The 16,514-nt window shown below is 73.2% G+C and carries 9 protein-coding genes; 5 read left to right on the top strand and 4 right to left on the bottom strand.

From position 1 onward, the window contains the following. Window positions 1-94: 94 nt before the first annotated feature. The 4 genes from ABZW30_RS18835 to ABZW30_RS18820 form a co-directional block, all read right to left on the bottom strand. Entirely contained in the window at window positions 95-1,423 is a 1,329-nt protein-coding gene (locus tag ABZW30_RS18835; protein ID WP_355672233.1) for a hypothetical protein, read from the bottom strand. Between the two features lie 32 nt (window positions 1,424-1,455). Continuing rightward, complete coding sequence (locus tag ABZW30_RS18830) at window positions 1,456-2,088, bottom strand: hypothetical protein (protein ID WP_355672232.1); 633 nt, start codon at window positions 2,086-2,088, stop codon at window positions 1,456-1,458. Between the two features lie 594 nt (window positions 2,089-2,682). Further along, window positions 2,683-3,765: a ricin-type beta-trefoil lectin domain protein gene (locus ABZW30_RS18825; protein ID WP_355672231.1), complete on the bottom strand. Its 1,083-nt coding sequence runs from the start codon at window positions 3,763-3,765 to the stop codon at window positions 2,683-2,685. Window positions 3,766-3,850: 85 nt separating this feature from the next. Beyond that, on the bottom strand, window positions 3,851-5,290 hold the full coding sequence (locus ABZW30_RS18820; protein WP_355672230.1) for a hypothetical protein: 1,440 nt from the start codon (window positions 5,288-5,290) through the stop codon (window positions 3,851-3,853). A gap of 676 nt (window positions 5,291-5,966) precedes the next feature. On the opposite strand from ABZW30_RS18820, the gene ABZW30_RS18815 reads away from it, so the two are divergent. From ABZW30_RS18815 to ABZW30_RS18795, 5 genes are all read left to right on the top strand, one after another. Then, window positions 5,967-6,089, top strand: a complete 123-nt coding sequence (locus tag ABZW30_RS18815) for a hypothetical protein (protein WP_355672229.1) — start codon at window positions 5,967-5,969, stop codon at window positions 6,087-6,089. A 171-nt stretch (window positions 6,090-6,260) separates the two neighbouring features. Next, the gene (locus tag ABZW30_RS18810) at window positions 6,261-10,289 is read left to right on the top strand and encodes a Pls/PosA family non-ribosomal peptide synthetase (RefSeq protein ID WP_355672228.1); all 4,029 of its coding nucleotides are present in this window, start codon (window positions 6,261-6,263) and stop codon (window positions 10,287-10,289) included. Between the two features lie 174 nt (window positions 10,290-10,463). Next, window positions 10,464-12,023 (top strand): Mur ligase domain-containing protein, encoded by a 1,560-nt coding sequence (locus ABZW30_RS18805; protein WP_355672227.1) that lies wholly within the window; start codon window positions 10,464-10,466, stop codon window positions 12,021-12,023. 389 nt (window positions 12,024-12,412) lie between these two features. Next, window positions 12,413-15,139: an AAA family ATPase gene (locus ABZW30_RS18800; RefSeq protein ID WP_355672226.1), complete on the top strand. Its 2,727-nt coding sequence runs from the start codon at window positions 12,413-12,415 to the stop codon at window positions 15,137-15,139. Between the two features lie 126 nt (window positions 15,140-15,265). Beyond that, window positions 15,266-16,237: a helix-turn-helix domain-containing protein gene (locus tag ABZW30_RS18795; protein ID WP_355672225.1), complete on the top strand. Its 972-nt coding sequence runs from the start codon at window positions 15,266-15,268 to the stop codon at window positions 16,235-16,237. The last annotated feature ends 277 nt before the right edge of the window (window positions 16,238-16,514 follow it).

Below are 16,514 nucleotides of genomic sequence, written 5' to 3'. Positions count from 1 at the left end.
TGACATCTCGAAGCGTGGAGAACGGCCGCGTCGTCTGTCCCCGGTTCCCGGGGATCTCAGCAGGTCGAGTGACCGGCGAGGTTGAACAACAAGCTCAGAAGTGGTTGCCGAAGGCCGACGGGATCTGGCTGGGCATGGCGGTCGACGTTCCGCCGGCTGCCTGGCTGGGAGTGGCGATCGGCTTTCCGCCAGCCGTGGGGCCGGGCGTGACGGTCGGCGTTCCGCCGGCTGTCGGGCTGGGGGCCGGCGCGAGGACCTGGCGGCAGCCGAGGCCGGTGAAGGAGTCGGCCAACCGCTGGTTCAGGAAGTCGAACAGCGTGCGTCCGGGCTGCGGCGAGGCGGCCTTGGCAGTGAACTCCTTGTCCCGTAGGAGCCGTTGGGTGTCCACGGTGGCGAGCGCCTGACAGTAGGTACGAAGATCGGCGGTTGTGGCGTGATCGGCCGGCGGCGGGTTGCCGTCAGCGGGGAACTGCCGGGTCCGGTCCTTGCCTCCCACGGGCGGCGGGCCGGTGGGGCTTCCGGTGAGCGGGGCCAGGCCCACGGGCGATGCCTTGAAGTTGGCTACCTGGAGCTCGTCCAGGGCGAGCGAGGTGACCCTACTGCCCGGGTCTGCCAAGTCGGGAGCCGTCCACGGGGTGCAGCCGAGCGCCGGGTCGATGAAGTTCGTGAGCAGCAGGTTGTCGCTGCCGGTGGACGGTGCGACGGCGCTGCGCGCCACGGTCGAGCCGGAAAGCCGGCCGGTGGTGACGGCGGTCCGCTGTGCTGTCGCACCGCGTGCGGTGATCAGGTACTCGGTGGTCACGTTGCCGTCGTGGTCCTGCCCGACGATGCCCAGGTCGCGGGTGGTCGGGCAGGGGCGGCCGTCACGGGCCGTGCCCAGCGGCGGCACGACGAGCCGACCGGCGCTCTGCGCGGACCACGCAGACCTGAAGAACTCGGCGGCATTGCAGGAGGCGAACTGGCCGAACGGCTGCATCGGCGATCGGCCTGCGCACTTGCCGGCGGCGGCGTGGCCGGCCAGGGTGAGGGTATTGCCGTCGAAGCTGAACCAGACGCCGACGACAGCGTGTTCGGGCAGCTTGGGCAGAACCGGGGCGACGGCGGGCTCACTGCCCTTGTCGGTCACCAACGGGTTGTAGACGAAGACCGTTCCGGTGTCCGGGTCGAGCACGGTGGCCTGCACGAAGACCGCCTGGTGCGGGTTGCTCTCGTGGCAAGGGCCCTTGGCGGGGTCGGTGGCTGTCAGGACATAGGGGGTGGCCAGCCCGCGGGCGGTGAGTGGTGCGTCGGGCACGGTGAGCGTGCAGTCCGGGTCGGAGGGGGCGGGCGGGGCGGCGACGGGGACGGTGTCGGCGAAGGAGACGCTCAGCAAGGACGCGCCGACGGCGAGCAGCCCACCGAGAGTCAGGCTGAGTGTGGCCACCCGGCTTCTGTCGGCCCGGGACTGGTGTCTGTTCAGTGTTCTGGGCATACGTTGATCCTTTTGTCGTCGGACGTCGAAGGAGGTGGCGGTACGGACACGATCGACAGTGCATCGATCCGAATCCTGGGCGGGGCCTGCCGATCGCGAAGGAGCGGTGGACGGGTACTGCGCCTCGACGCCGGCCGGATCCGCGGACCCGGGCTGGCCGGGGAAGGCCTGGGGTGGGTATGGCTGGGGGTACGCCTGCTGCTGTCGGGGGTCGAGCGCGGGCGCGATTGCCTGGGGCCCCAGAACGTGGCGGGTGTCCGGGGCGTGGCCTGGTACTGCTGCTGTTGGAGCGCCGCCTGTTCGGCCAGGTACTGCTGGCGCCCGGCGACAAGCATCACGTTGGGTTCGCCGGTATCCCATTGGGCGGTGGCGGGTTGCGCGCTCGCGGGTTCTTCGGTGGCCGCGGGTTCGCCGGGCGGGAGGTCCACGTCGAGGGCGAGCAGGGCGGAGGATTCGCCGAAGACCGGCAACTGGAAGCCGGATGTCGTGGTGTTCGCGCGCCCGCCGGGGGTGGTCGGATCGGTGGCCAGCAGGCGGCGGTTGGCGTTGACGCCGATGGTGTTCCGGCCCACGCCGTACAGGAACTTCATCAGCAGGACGAAGGCGACGGCGGCCATGTTGATGCCGTAGGACCGTCATGGGTGCCGGCCACGGTGCCAGGAGTGCCGTGGGCCGGAGTCACCGGGCAGCCACGGGACCCCGGCCGACGGCTCACCGCTTCGCCGGTGGCGACCCGCCGTAGCGCTTCGGCGGCCGATACCGCCGCGGGGGCACCGACTTCGGCGGCGTGTTCCCAGAGCGGGCGGACCGTGCGACTCGGCTCGGCGGCTCGTTCCGGGGCGGCTGCCCCGGTGGGGTCGGTCATGTCGTTCATGGAGTGATCCTCACTGTGCGGGTCGGGGACGCGAGGAGCCGCAGTGGAACCGGCCGGAAGTCGGGGGCCGGCGGCGCGGCGAGTGCCAGGGACGTGAAGGCCGGACTCCGCCTGCCGGACGGACCGTGCGGGCGGAGCGGTCGGAGAAACCGCGAGCCCGGTACGGAAAGCCCTCAGAGCCGGGCTGACTGAGACCGACAGTAAGGCCCGTCCAGTCTCCGAAACACCGCCCCCGTGGAACTTTCGGTTCCGCTAAGGGATCGCTCACCCCTGGCTTCGCCGTGCCTCGGGACGTGCCGGAACCGATTGCCAACGACGTTGTGCCGTAACGGCGTTGTCAGGCCGGGCTGGCCGGGCCGGGGCAGGTCCACAGTTGGAGAGGGGTGCCGTTGGCCCGGTATCCGTCAAGTACGTCCAGGCACAGCCCGGATCTGGCGTTGGCCAGATTGCCGTCCGGGCGCACGGTCCACTTCTGGCTGGCCGATCCGGTGCAGAGGATGGTCATCACCCGGGTACCGTCCTGCCCGAAGTCCTGTGCGGGAGCAAGGCAGAGCGTGCCGTTGGCTGTGCGCAGTTCGTCGGCGGCGGTACGGGTCCACTGCTGCGTCGCGCGCCCGTCGCAGGTCCAGATCTGCAGGCTGCCGTCCGGGCCGGCCGTCAGGCAGTTGCCGGACGCGGCGTCCACCAGCACCTGGGCGGCAGGGGGTAGGGGCGGGTCCGAGCGAGTGGTGCCGACCGGCGCCGACGCGACGGAACCCGGTGTGGTATCCGCCGGCGCCGGTATGGCGGAGCCCGGTGTGGTGCCCGCCGGCGCCGACGCGACGGAACCCGGTGTTCCACCGGCCTGCTGCGGGAGCGGCGCCCCGCTCGGGGAGGGCGACGCGAACGGCGGGAGCGAGAAATCGTTCTGCCCAACCGGGCCGCCGGGGATGGCCACCGACGTCCCGTCCCCGGAGCCGGCCGGCGCGGTCAGTCCCGATATCTGCGTATACAGGACCACCCCCACCGTCAAGGCCAGCGCGACGATCAGCACCGTGCTGCGGGTGAACCGGCGGGCGGCAGCCCCGGACGACTGCGGATCTCGGCGTCTTCCGGGACCGGGATCACCGGCGCGGCGCTCGGCGGACGGATCCAGTTCGCTGATGACCGGGAGCACGATTGTGTCCGCCTCGGTTCCCGCCTCCGGAGCATCGAGCTCCAGGAGGTACGGCGGGATGCGCAGATCGAGGCGGGAGTCCGGTGGGAACGGGGCGTCGGATTGTGGATTGCAGATGTGGCCGGTGCCAGGCCCGTCGAAACTGCAGCGCTGACATCGTGGTCTGGAGTGCATTGGCACAACTCTCTTCGCTGTTATGCCGCTGGCAGGTGCGGCGCTGGTGACCGGCAGCGCGCCGGCCTCGCCCAGCGCCGACGCGATCACCCGGGCTGCTCGCCACCCCGGTAGCGCGTCCGGGGTGACGAGCAGGGGTGCCGCCGGGCGGGGGGACCGGGCCCGGCGGCTGCTCCTACTGCCCTGCGTTGCAGCAGGGCGGGAACTGGCTGATGGGTGTGGTGGTGGGCTTGCCGCTCATGCCCGGGCTCGGGTTCGCGGTGGGCTTGCCGCTCGTGCCCGGGCTCGGGTTCGCGGTGGGCTTGCCGCTCGTGCCCGGGCTCGGGTTCGCGGTGGGCTTGCCGCTCGTGCCCGGGCTCGGCTTGCCGGTCGGAGTCGGTCCGGTGCTCGGGGTCGGGGCGGGCTGCTTGCAGCCAAGGCCGGTGAGCGAGGCGGTGTAGCGCTGGCTGAGGAAGTCGAAGAGGTTCTGCCCGGCCTGCGGCGAGGCCGCAGCGGTGGTGAACTGCCTGTCGAGGGCGATACGTTGGGTACCGGCTGTGGTGATGTCGGTGCAGTACGCGGACGGGGCGCCATTGGCGGCGGCGCCCAGCGGCGGCTGGTCCACGCCCGCGCGGTACAGGTTGACCTTGGCCGGGTTCTGCTTGCCGTTCTCCTGGACCATGGGGTCACTGAGCGGGACCAGGGCGATCGGGGCGGCCTGGAACTTGGCCGCCTGCAGCTCGTTCAGCGCGAGCGAGGTGACGTTGCTGCCCGGGTCGGCGAGGTCCGGGGCGGTCCACGGGGTGCACCCGAGGGCGGGGTCGATGAAGTCGTCGAGCAGCAGGTTGTCACTGCCGTTCAGCAACGCGGTGGGCTGCATCTTCTTCATCCCCCCGCTCAACGCAGCGGAGTTCCTCTTGGTCTTCTGTGCCGTTGCACCTTTCGCCGTCGCCAGGTACTCGGAGGTGACGTTGTCGCTCTGGTCCTGGTCAACGACACCGAAGTCGCGGGTGGTCGGACAGGGCTTGCCGTCCTTGGCGGTACCCAGTGCCGGAATCCTCAGCTTGCCGGCCTTGTCGGCCGCATTCGCCGCGGTGAAGAAGGCGGGAGCGTTGCAGTAGGCGAACTGCCCGAACGGCTGGCCGCCCGGGGTGCCGCCGACGCACTTTCCGGCGGCGGTCTGCCCGGCCATGGTCAGGACGTTGCCGTTGAATCCGAACCAGATGCCAACGACGGCACCGGCCGGCAGGGCCGGAACGACGGGCGCGGCGGCAGGTTTGGTCCCCTTGTCCACCACGAGGGGGTTGTAGACGGACACCGTTCCGGTGGCCGGGTCGACCACGGTGGCCTGGACGAACGCCGACTGGTTGGCGTTGGCCTCGTGGCACGCCCCCTGGGCGGCGTTGGTGGCGGACAGGACGTACGGCGTGGCCAGACCCTTCGCGGTGAGCGGGTTGGCGGGCACCTTCAGGGTGCAGTTCATGTTGGGCTGGGCGGGCGGCGCGGACGTGGTGGCGGCGAAGGACACCCCCAGAGCGGCGGCGCCGGCGGTGAGCACGCTGCCCAGGCCGAGGCTGAGCGCCATCACCTTGCGGCTTCGGCCGCGGGCGCGATGGCGAAATGGATCGTGTTTCATGTCAGTACTCCTGGAGGAGGCACCGGCGCGGCTGATGCCTCGTCGGGGGAGGAAGGAGGGGGCGATCGCTGACAGGGGGAATCGCAATCGCGGTCGTTCTCCGGCGGCGGCCGGCCAAAACGGTTACGGGATGACGGTTCGGCAGATCGGCCGCTGGTGACATGGATGCTAGGAGATCCACGCGCTCGATGCTCCGTTCAGCGCCATTCCTAAACGACACATAAGGTTTTGCTCATTCAGGAGAGTGCTCACCCGGCCCGACGGGCACGGCCGGCATTTCCGACACACTTCCGGTGAGCCACTCCATGGCGACAAGGGCGTCGCAACCACCACCACATTGGCCCCGACCTGCGGTGTCCTGACCCAGCGAGCGCCTTTGCGGGCCACGGACGAGACTGAGCGAATCCTTAGCAGCCCCTTAAGGCATATGCCGTCATCGGGCCTTGACGTCGTTATGCCTATACGCTCGGCGGCGTACCACAGGCCGGAAACCTCCCGTCCTGTCCCGCAGTTGCCATCCAGGTCGCGGGCTCCCGCCGCCGTTCCCGAGGTGACGACTGGCGATCTATCCGCCGGGCCGGACACCGACCCGGTTTCAACCCATCGCGGTGCAACGGCCACGAACGGCACCTGCGATCACGAAGCCGACCCGCCGCAGTCGATTCCGCCAGGAGGTATGAAGATCACGACGACAGGCCTTCCCCAGCCCCAGCCGCTGCCCTTCAGCGGATACGAGAACACCTCTCACCCGCCGGATTCCTACGTCAGCCCGCCGTACGACGCTCAGTTCGGCATCTGACCCTCGTGAGATCGAACCCCAGATCAGACCCGGCATGGAATGGCATTTGATGCTCTGTTCATCCGTGTACTTCGGAGTGATTGCCGCGGTGTCTGCACGCCCGTTCTGCTGCCGGCGGATGAGGAGTCCCGTCGGCAGAGAGTCGAGAAGCCCTGCCGATGGAGACATTCGATGGAGACATGCGAGTATTTCGGGGCGGAAAGTCCTGGCGAGGTCACTCCGGACGTAACTGCCGGGGCGCTCTGGCCGCTCGCCCCGGCCGCCCCGGCCCGCACGCTGCTCGACACCCTCGTGGCGGCCGCCGAGGCCTGCCCGCACACCCCCGCGCTGGACGCCGGCGGCGAGGTGCTCGACTACCGCACGCTGCTGCACCAGGTCGCCGAGTTCGCCGGCCGGCTCGCCGCCGCGGGGATCGGCCGGGGCGACCGGGTCGGTGTGCGGGTGCCGTCCGGCACCGCCGACCTTTACCTCGCCATCCTCGCCGTGCTGCGGGTCGGCGCCGCGTACGTCCCGGTGGACGCCGACGACCCGGACGAGCGGGCCGAGATGATCTGGCAGGACGCCCAGGTCTGCGCGGTGCTCGGGGCCGGCCGCACCATCACGCCCAGCCCGCACGTCCGCCCCGGCGGGCAGCCGGCCTGGCCGTCGCCGGCCGACGACGCCTGGATCATCTTCACCTCCGGCACCACCGGCCGCCCCAAGGGCGTCGCCGTCACCCACCGCTCGGCGGCGGCCTTCGTGGACGCCGAGGCCCGGCTGTTCCTGCAGCGCCGGCCGCTCGGCCCGGGCGACCGGGTGCTGGCCGGCCTGTCCGTCGCCTTCGACGCCTCCTGCGAGGAGATGTGGCTGGCCTGGCGGCACGGCGCCTGCCTGGTGCCCGCGCCACGCTCGCTGGTCAAGGCCGGCACCGACCTCGGGCCCTGGCTGGTCGAGCGCGGCATCACCGTGGTCTCCACCGTGCCGACGCTGCTCGCGCTCTGGCCGGCGGAGTGCCTGGCCCAGGTCCGCCTGGTGATCGTCGGCGGCGAGGTCTGCCCGCCCGAGCTGGTCGAGCGGATCGCGGTGCCCGGCCGGGAGTTCTGGAACACCTACGGTCCGACCGAGACCACCGTGGTCGCCACCGCCGCGCAGATGCATCCCGGGCAGCCGGTGCGGATCGGCGCCCCGCTGGACGGCTGGGAGATCGCCGTGGTGGACGGCGAGGGTAAGCCGGTCGCCTGGTACGAGACCGGTGAGCTGGTGATCGGCGGCGTCGGCGCCGCCCGCTACCTGGACCCGGAGAAGGACGCACAGAAGTACGGCCACAGCCCCTACCTGCGCAGCCCGCGGGTCTACCGCACCGGTGACCTGGTGCGGGCCGAGCCGGAGGGCCTGGTCTTCGTCGGCCGCGCCGACGAGCAGATCAAGCTGGCCGGCCGTCGGATCGAGCTGGGCGAGGTGGACGCCGCGCTGCAGGCACTGCCGAGGGTACGGGCCGCCGCGGCGGCCGTGCGCAGGACCCCGGCCGGCGGCGAGGTGCTGGTCGGCTACCTGGTGCTGCACGACGGCGCCCCGTTCGACCCGGCCGCCGCCCGTTCGCTGCTGCTGGAGCGACTGCCGCAGTCGCTGGTACCGGTGCTCGGCGTGGTGGACCAGCTGCCCACCAAGACCTCCGGCAAGGTCGACCGGAGCGCCCTGCCCTGGCCGCTCGCGACCACCGGCCCGGCCGCCGCCGACGGCCCGCGCCCGACCGGTACGGCCGGCTGGCTGGCCGGGCAGTGGGAGGCGCTGCTGGGCACCCCGGCCGGCGCCGACGGCGACTTCTTCGCGCTCGGAGGCACCAGCCTGTCCGCCGCCAAGCTGGTCTCGGTGCTGCGCGAGCGGTACCCCGCCGTCTCGATCGCGGACCTCTACGCCCGCCCCGGCCTGCTCGACATGGCCGCCAGACTGGACGAGTTGGGCGGCCCGCCGCGCGAGCAGCGGACCGTCCGGCCGACCCCGCGCCGAGCCGCTCTGGTGCAGTTCCTGGTACTCGCCGTGCTGTACACGGTCAGCGGCCTGCGCTGGGTGCTCGGCCTCGCCGCGCTGGACAACCTGTCCGGCGGCACCCTGTTGCAGGCGCCGTACACCCCGTGGTGGCTGATCCTCACCGGCTGGGCGGTGCTGTCCAGCGCCCCCGGGCGGCTGGCGATCGGGGCCGGCACGGCCCGGCTGCTGACCACCGGGATGAAGCCCGGCAGCTATCCGCGCGGCGGCTCGGTGCACCTGCGGCTGTGGGCCGCCGAACGGACGGTCGCGATGTTCAACGTCGCGGTAGTGGCCGGTACCCCGTTGGCCCGCCACTACGCCCGAGCACTTGGCTGTGAGATCGGTGAAGACGTCCACATGCACGCGATGCCGCCGGTGAGCGGCCTCGGCCGGTTCGGCGCGGGCTGCTCGATCGAGCCCGAGGTCGACCTGGCCGGCTGGTGGCTGGACGGCGACCTGCTGCACCTGGGCGCGGTCGAGGTCGGAGAGGGCGCCCGGGTCGGCACCCGGTCCACCCTGATGCCGGGCGCCCGGGTCGGTGCCCGGGCCGACGTCGCCCCCGGCAGCTGCGTACTCGACCCGGTGCCGGCCGACGCGCACGTGCACGGCTCGCCGGCCCGCCCGGTCCCCGACGCCGCCCCTGCGGGTTCCGGCTGGCCTCGCCCCGAACATCACCGGTCCCGCCGCTGGGAACTCGCCTACAGCCTTGGCCTGTTCGGCTTCGGTCTGCTGCCGCCGGCCTCCGCGGCGCCGGCCCTGGCGCTCGCCTACCCGCTGTTGGACACCGACCGGACGCTGGGCTCCGCGCTGCTGCAGCTGATGCTGGTGACGCCGGTGCTGGTGGCGGTCTCGGTGAGCTGCTACGCGCTGCTGCTGGTGCTGCTGGTCCGGCTGTTCAGCCGGCCGATCAGGCCGGGGTACCACCCGGCGCACGGCCGGGTCGGCTGGTGCGTCTGGGTGGTCGCGCGGCTGATGGACACCGCGCGCGGCTCGCTCTTCCCGTTCTACGCCAGCCTGTTCACGCCGGTCTGGCTGCGGCTGCTGGGCGCGACGGTCGGGCGCCGGGTGGAGGCCTCGACGGTGCTCACGCTGCCCGGGCTGATGCGGGTGGATGACGGCGCGTTCCTCGCCGACGACACCCTGGTCGCACCGTTCGAGGTGCGCGGCGGCTGGCTGCGGCTCGGGGCGGCCCGGGTCGGCCGACGGGCCTTCGTGGGCAACTCCGGCATCGTCGCAGCCGGCCGCGAGCTGCCGGACAACGCGTTGGTCGGCGTGCTGGCCGACACGCCGCCGCACGCCACGCCGGGCTCGTCCTGGCTCGGCCGGCCGGGCATCGCGCTGCCCCGGGTCGCGGACACCGGCGACCCGAGCCGCACCTACGACCCGCCCCGGCGGCTGGTGCTGGCGCGGGCCGCGGTGGAGCTGTGCCGGTTCCTGCCGGTGGTGTGCAGCGCGCTGCTGGGCGACCTGACCTTCGCCGCCCTGCAGGACGTGATGGACACCGACGGCCTGGCGGCCGCCATCGCCTGCGGCGGTCCGGTGCTGCTCGGCGCCGGCATCGCCGCCTGCGTGACCACCACCCTGGTGAAGTGGCTGCTGCTGGGCCGGTTCCGGGCCGCCGAGCACCCGCTCTGGTCGACCTTCGTCTGGCGCAACGAGCTGTACGACACCTTCGTCGAGGAGCTCGCCATGCCGTGGCTGGGCTCGACCCTGATCGGCACGCCGTTCCTGAACATCTGGCTGCGCAGCCTGGGCGCCCGGATCGGCCGGGGTGTGTGGTGCGAGACGCACTGGCTGCCGGAGACCGACCTGGTGCGGGTGGACGACGGCGCCAGCGTCAACCGCGGGGTGGTGCTGCAGACGCACCTGTTCCACGACCGGGTGATGCGGCTGGACGAGGTGCGCCTGACCGAGGGCTCGTCGATCGGACCGCACTCGATCATCCTGCCGGGGGCCACCCTCGGGCCGGGCTCGTCGGTCGGCGCGGCCTCGCTGGTGATGCGCGGCGAGGAGGTGCCGCCGGCCACGCGCTGGCTCGGCAACCCGGTAGCCACCTGGTCGCAGACGCTCCCCGAAACCCCCGGGCACCGCAGCCGCGGAAGACACCGCGCGCCCAGGGCCGGACGGACAGCCCCGACGATGCCTCACCCGCCAGAGGCGGTGAACTCGGGACCGAGTACCTCGCAACGCTGAACGGCGGTCAGCAGAAGACCAAGGCAACACAGCACGGTCCACCGATCGGACACGCTTCGGTCCGGCACAGCCCCGTCGCCGGCCATGCGTCCCTGGTACCCCGGATCGGCGGCGGGTCGCCCCCCTCCCCGCCTCGCCCAACTTCCTTCCATTGACTTCCCGTTGGAGACCATGATGGACACCACCACCCACCCCGGCAGCCACCCCGTCGCGGGCCCGGACACGTCTGCCGTGCCCGATCTGCTGAGGGCCGTACACCTGGTCGATGTCGCCGCTCCCGGCATGGAGGGCCTGGCTCTGTGGCTGGCGGGCAGTGGCGCCGACGTCACCGGCAGCGTCCCCGAGGCCGACCGGGACAGCCCGGCGGTGGCCGCGCTGAGAGCTGCCGGCGTCCGGGTGCGGGTGGGCTTCAAGCCTGAGCACGTGCGCACCGACCGGACGGCCGTGGTGTGGTCGGGTGTCTTCGCCGGGGCACACCCCGAGCTCGACCGCGCCCAGGTGCTGCGGCTGCCGATTCTCGGCCGGGCCGTCGCGCTCACGGCCATCTGCGCCGAGGCGGGGTCCGAGGCGGTGGCGGTGGCGGGCAGTCACAGCACCGCGAGCGCGGCGGCCGCCCTGGCGGCCCTGCTGGATGACGGCCGGACGGGCTGGGTCCTGAACACCCCGGCCGGCGGCGGCAGCGCCGGCCACGCCGGGGACGGCCGTATCGTCGCGGACTTCTGCCCGGACACCGCCACCCACGAAGCCGCTCCGCCCGGCGCCTGGCAGCACCGCCCCGCACCGCACTTCCTCCACCACGGCCCCCACTTCGCCGCCGCGCTCATCCTGACCACCGGCGCGAACGCCCCGCACTACGAGGACAACATCGCCGGCCTCGACGCCGCCGAGCGCCTCGCCCGCCGCGCCGACACCGTCGTCCTGCCCACCTGGGACAACGGCGCGAAGATCCTGCGCGAGCGCCTGGGCGACCGGCCCGGACCGCATGTGGTCACCGTCGGCACCGACCCGGCCGACACCGTGTGGATCACGAGGCCCCGCTGGACCGGCGAGGACTTCCGCGTCACCCTCCGACACGAGGGGACGGACCACGCCTTCGTCCTCCCGGTCACCGGCCGCCACCACGCCCTGGCCGTGTGCGCCGCCATCGCCACCGCCCTGATCCTGGGCGAGGGCCCGCAGGTCATCGCCGAGCGAGCCGGCGCCTTCCGCGGCGTCGAGCGTTCGCTGGCCACGGTTGGCACGCAGTCCGGCATCACCGTGGTGGACTCCCGTGCCCGGCACCCTCGCGAGATCGCCCAGGACGTCACGGCCGCCCGGATGCTCACCGAGGGCTCGCTGGTCGTGGTCCTGGAGCCGGACGGCATCGCCCGCACCAGCGCGCACGCCGACGAGCTCGGCGCCGCTCTCGGCGATGCCGACCACGTGGTGCTGCTGCCGGTCAGCACCCCGCTTGCCGCCCACCTCACACCTGATCCGCTGGACGCTGTCGAGCATGCCGCCCTCCGGGCGCTCGGAGCAGGATCCGTCCACCGCGTCCGCTCCGGACCGTGCGAACCCGGCCCGGAGCAGCGGATCTTCGAGACAGCCGCCGAGGGCGACCTCGTGCTGGTCGTCGGGACCGACCAGGCGGAACGGCTCGGACCGAGGCTGCTGTTCCACCTCGCCGCCCTGGACGTACCGATCCCGCAGCAGCTGCGACCCGCCCGAACCACCCCGACGGAGAAGACGCCGTGACCTTCGGCACGCTGCCCAACCTCACCGGCGCCGAGCGCAGGCCGATCGTCCTGGTGGCTGCCGGCGCGAGCCACGACCAGATCGCCGCCGACCGCGAGACGCGGTTGAGGGGGCGTCCCTCGCTCCAGGACCCGAGGAGCGCCCGGAGCGCACCGGCCAGCAGGCCCCAGACACAATCCCGTGAGCGACGTCTCCGCTCCTCGAAGGGCGGGCCGCCGAGCGCTGACCGCCGGGCCGCCCGGCGCGGCCCGTCCGCCCAGCACGCGAGCGACGCCCGACCGCACGCCGCTCGCGCCCGGGACGGTGCGGAGCGCGGTACCGGCCGGTTCTGGCGAGCGATAACCTTGGGTGCCCGGGGGAGCGGACCGGCTGACCCGAGGGGACGAAGAGTGGCGCAAGGCGGACGGTGGCCGGTCCTGATCGGGCGGCAGCGGGAGACGGAGCTGCTGACCGCGGCCCTGGTCCAGGCCGTGGACGGCGCCAGCGGTTCCACGGTGCTGCTGCGCGGTGACGCGGGCGTCGGAAAGAGCACGCTGCTGGCCTGGGTGGAGCGGGCGGCGCGCGAGCGCGGATTCACCGTCCTGCGCTCGGTCGGCGCCGAGACGGAGACCGACCTCGCGTTCGGAGCCCTCCACCAGGCCTTCTGGTCGCCACTCCAGCGGTCCGGCGCCCTGTCCGCGCACCAGCGGGAGGCTCTGGAAAGCGCGCTCGGCGTCCGCTCCGGAACCCCGAGCGGCTTCGCCGTCGGCGCCGCCGCCCTGGCGCTGCTGGAGGAGGCGGTACGGACCGCCCCCGTGCTGCTGCTCCTGGACGACCTGCACTGGATCGACTCGTCGAGCGCGACCGTCTTCGACTTCCTCCACCGGCGCTGCGCCGAACTGCCGGTGGTCATCGTCGGCGCCACCCGCCCGGACGGGCCGGCCGCCCAGACGTGGTCGGCCGAAGCCGCCGACGTGCGGGCCCTGCCCCGGACGGAGGCGGCCCTGCTGCTGGGCACCTGCTACCCCGAACTCGCGGCGCCCGCCCGGGACCGGGTGTTGACGGAGGCGGCCGGGAACCCCCTGGCGCTGGTGGAACTGCCGCGTCAACTGGCGGACGCCCAGCAGCGGGGAACCGCACCGCTGCCCGAACAACTCCCCCTGGGGCGGAAGTTGGAGCGGATGTTCGCCGAACGGCTGGACAAGGTGACGCCCGAGGTCGGTCACCTCCTCCTGCTCGGCGCACTCGCCACCGGCCCGGACTTCAGCAGCGGCGAGTGGCTGCGCGCCCTCGCGGACGAGAATGCGCGGGAGATCCTCGAACGCATCGAGGCGGACGGCCTGGCCCGGCTCGACCCGGCCGGACAGCTGGTGTTCCGGCACCCGCTGGTCCGGACCGCCGTCGTCTCCGCAGCCTCCGACACCGAGCGCCGAGAGGCGCACCGCGCCCTGTCCGAATCCCTCGCGCCGGACGACCCGAGGCGCCTGGTGCACGAGGCGTCCGCCGCGCTGCTGCCCGACGGGGACCTCGCGCACCGCCTCCAGGAGGCCGGCCGCGACCTCGCCCGCCGAGGCGGCGACGCGGAGGGCGCGCTCCTGCTCGAACGCGCTGCCGTCCTCAGCCCGAGCTCCTGCGACCGCGCCCGCCGGCTCACCTGGGCCGCGGTGATGGCGGCCCGCGGCGGGCAGCTCCGGCACGCCGCGGCCCTGGTGGCGGAACTGCGGGCCAGCACCGTGCCGCAGGACGTCGCCCCGCTGTTCGCGTACGCGGTGGTCTACGCGGACCAGAGCCACCACATCGACTTCGAGTCCTCCGCCAAACTGCTGCCCGCAGCTCTCGACGCGCTGACCGCACCGGGCGCGGACACCTTCGGAGGGCTGGTCGAACAGGCCTACTTCAAACTGCTCCTGGCGGCCACCTACACGGACGACCCCTGGGCCTGGCGCGCCCTGGAGCGACACCGGGGGAGCGTCTCCGAGGCGGGTCGGCTGTGCCTGCAGGCCTGGACGGACCCGGGCCCGGACGCGGCCGCCGCGCTGCGGGTGGTGGCCGAGCAGCTGACCGAGGAGCAGGAGGCCGGTGCGGCCTGGCTCCTGCTGTGGACGGCCTCGGCGCTCGACTGCCCCGAGGGCGACCTGTGGCAGCGCTTCACCGGGCTGCACGGCTACGCCACCCAGGGCTCGATCGCGAAGGCCAAGTGCCACCAGGACTTCCTGCTCGGACACTGGGACCAGGCACCCGTCTGCCTGCGTGAGGCCGAGATCGCGGACGAACTCGGCTACCACACCAATGCCCTGATGTTCCGTCAGCACTATGCCCACTTCCTGGCCGGCCGGGGCGACGAGGCCGGACTGCGGGAGATCGAACAGGCCGTCCGGCCCACCGCCACCCGCGCCCGGATGCGGTACGTCCTCGACCGCCTCACCCACCTGCGCGGCCTGGCCGCGCTCGCCCACCAGCGCTACGAGGAGGCGTACGCGCACTTCTGCGAGCTCACTCCGCCCGGGCGCCTGCCCGGCGGTCCGCCCTGGCACCACGCGCTGGTCTTCGACCTGGTGGCGGCCGCCGTGCGCACCGGCCGGCACGAGGAGGCGCGAGCCCACCTCGCGGCCGGGCGCGCGGCCCGCTCCGCGGACATTTCAGGCCGGCACGCCTTCCTCTTCGCGGCCGCCACCGCCCTGGCCGCCGAGGACGACGAGACCGACGAGGCCTACCGCGCCGCGTACGCCGTACCCGGCGCCGAGCAGTGGGCGTTCGACCTCGCCCGACTGCGGCTCGCCCACGGCGCGTGGCTGCGCCGGCGCCACCGCCCCGGGGCCCGGGAGGTGCTGCGCGTGGCCCACCACGTGTTCCGCCGCCTCCAGGCGTCACCCTGGGCCCAGCACTGCGAGGAGGAACTGCGGGCCGCGGGCGACTTCGTGGCCCCGCCGCCGGACGGGACGGCCGCAGAGCCGTCCGGCCTGACCGGTCAGGAACTGCGTATAGCCCGGCTGGCTGCGACCGGCCTCACCAACAAGGAGATCGGTCGGCAGCTCCAGCTGTCGCCCCGCACCGTCGGGGCCCACCTCTACAAGATCTTCCCGAAGCTCGGAATCACCTCGCGGGCCGCGCTCGCCCACGCCCTCGACGGCACCTGACCTGCCGCGACGCCCCATCTCCCGCCCCGGGGCCCACCGCCCGGACACGACAGTCAGATGACCTAACGCCCCGCGGAGCCCGAGCCCCAGGCTGAGGGTGCAGGACTTCGGCGGAAGGGCGGTCAGATGGGCGTGCGGGTGACAACCGGGTCGGTCGCGGACGAGGAGAAGGCGGGCTTCTGGAGCGGGGCCGTGTCGCGGACTCTGGTGCCGATCGAGGTGCGCCCGCTCACCGGGCTGCCGTTCGACGGGCTGGTGGAGTCGCACCGGCTCGGGTACGTGCGGATCTCCACACTGGAGGCGGACGCCGCCCGGCTCTCGCGGACGGCGGCGCTGATCGCCCGGGCGCCGCTGAGCGAACCGCAGGTCGGGGTCGGCGTCCAGGTGTCGGGCCGGGCCGTCCTGGAGCAGGACGGGCGCCGCGCCGAGGTGCCGCCGGGCGGGCTCGTCCTGTACGACACGGCGCGCCCGTACGCCGTCGACTACCCGGAGCGGTTCCGCACCCACCTGTTCCACCTGCCGCGCCGTTTGCTGGGTGTGCCGGAGCGCGACCTGCGGCACGCGTCGGCGACGGCCGTCGGCCCCGCGGAGGGGTGCGGACCCGTGCTCCTGCCGTTCCTCGGTGTCCTGGCCGCCTCCGCGCACTCCTACCCGGCCCGGGTCGGCGACCGGCTGGCAGGCAGCGTCGCCGACCTGTTCAGCGCACTGATCGCCCAGCTCGTCCTGGCCCGGGCGGCGGACGAGCCGGGCACCCCGAACGCGCACCTGGTCGGCAGGGTGCGGGAGTACATCGACCGGCACCTGGGCGATCCGGAACTGTCGCCCGAGAGGATCGCGCGAGCCCACCACATCTCCGTGCGCTACCTGCACCGGCTGTTCGAGGGCGAGGAGGTGACGGTGAGCCGGTTGATCCAGCAGCTCCGGCTGGACGCGTGCGCCCGAGAGCTGGGCCGCCGCGGCCGTACCGGGCCGACCGTGTCGGCCGTCGCCCAGCGGTGGGGCTTCGTCAATCCGGCGCACTTCAGCCGGACCTTCCGGGCCGCCTACGGCGTCCCGCCGCGTGAGTGGCGCTCGCTCCGGAACGACGATGCCGACTGACGAACCGCCGAACCACCGAACCGCCCGCAGAAGGGCACGACGGCCGGGCGATCGCCGCCGTTGCGCACACGGCGCCGCAGTGCCCGTCGACCGGGGCCAGGAGCGAGGAGTCGCCAGACCTCTCCCCCTGTCCGACACGAGGACGGCCCCTCCGGCACCACGACGGAGTGGCCGGCCCTGCCCTGCGGACCGACCCCCGGCCGGCCCGCCCGACATCGTGGAGCCGGACCGGCCGGACCGGCCGGACCGGCCGGACCGGCCGGACCGGCCGGACCGG

Source organism: Kitasatospora sp. NPDC004669 (assembly GCF_040609455.1).
Classification (GTDB): domain Bacteria; phylum Actinomycetota; class Actinomycetes; order Streptomycetales; family Streptomycetaceae; genus Kitasatospora.
Note: the sequence above shows the minus strand (reverse complement) of the source record. Positions and strands in the feature narration are given on the sequence as shown.

Bases quoted from the DNA above. Each gene is read 5' to 3' on its own strand.
- ABZW30_RS18830 (WP_355672232.1), bottom strand. From the start codon at position 2,088: ATGGCCGCCGTCGCCTTCGTCCTGCTGATGAAGTTCCTGTACGGCGTG.
- ABZW30_RS18810 (WP_355672228.1), top strand. From the start codon at position 6,261: ATGGAGACATGCGAGTATTTCGGGGCGGAAAGTCCTGGCGAGGTCACT.
- ABZW30_RS18805 (WP_355672227.1), top strand. From the start codon at position 10,464: ATGGACACCACCACCCACCCCGGCAGCCACCCCGTCGCGGGCCCGGAC.
- ABZW30_RS18795 (WP_355672225.1), top strand. From the start codon at position 15,266: ATGGGCGTGCGGGTGACAACCGGGTCGGTCGCGGACGAGGAGAAGGCG.
- ABZW30_RS18815 (WP_355672229.1), top strand. From the start codon at position 5,967: ATGAAGATCACGACGACAGGCCTTCCCCAGCCCCAGCCGCTGCCCTTC.
- ABZW30_RS18820 (WP_355672230.1), bottom strand. From the start codon at position 5,290: ATGAAACACGATCCATTTCGCCATCGCGCCCGCGGCCGAAGCCGCAAG.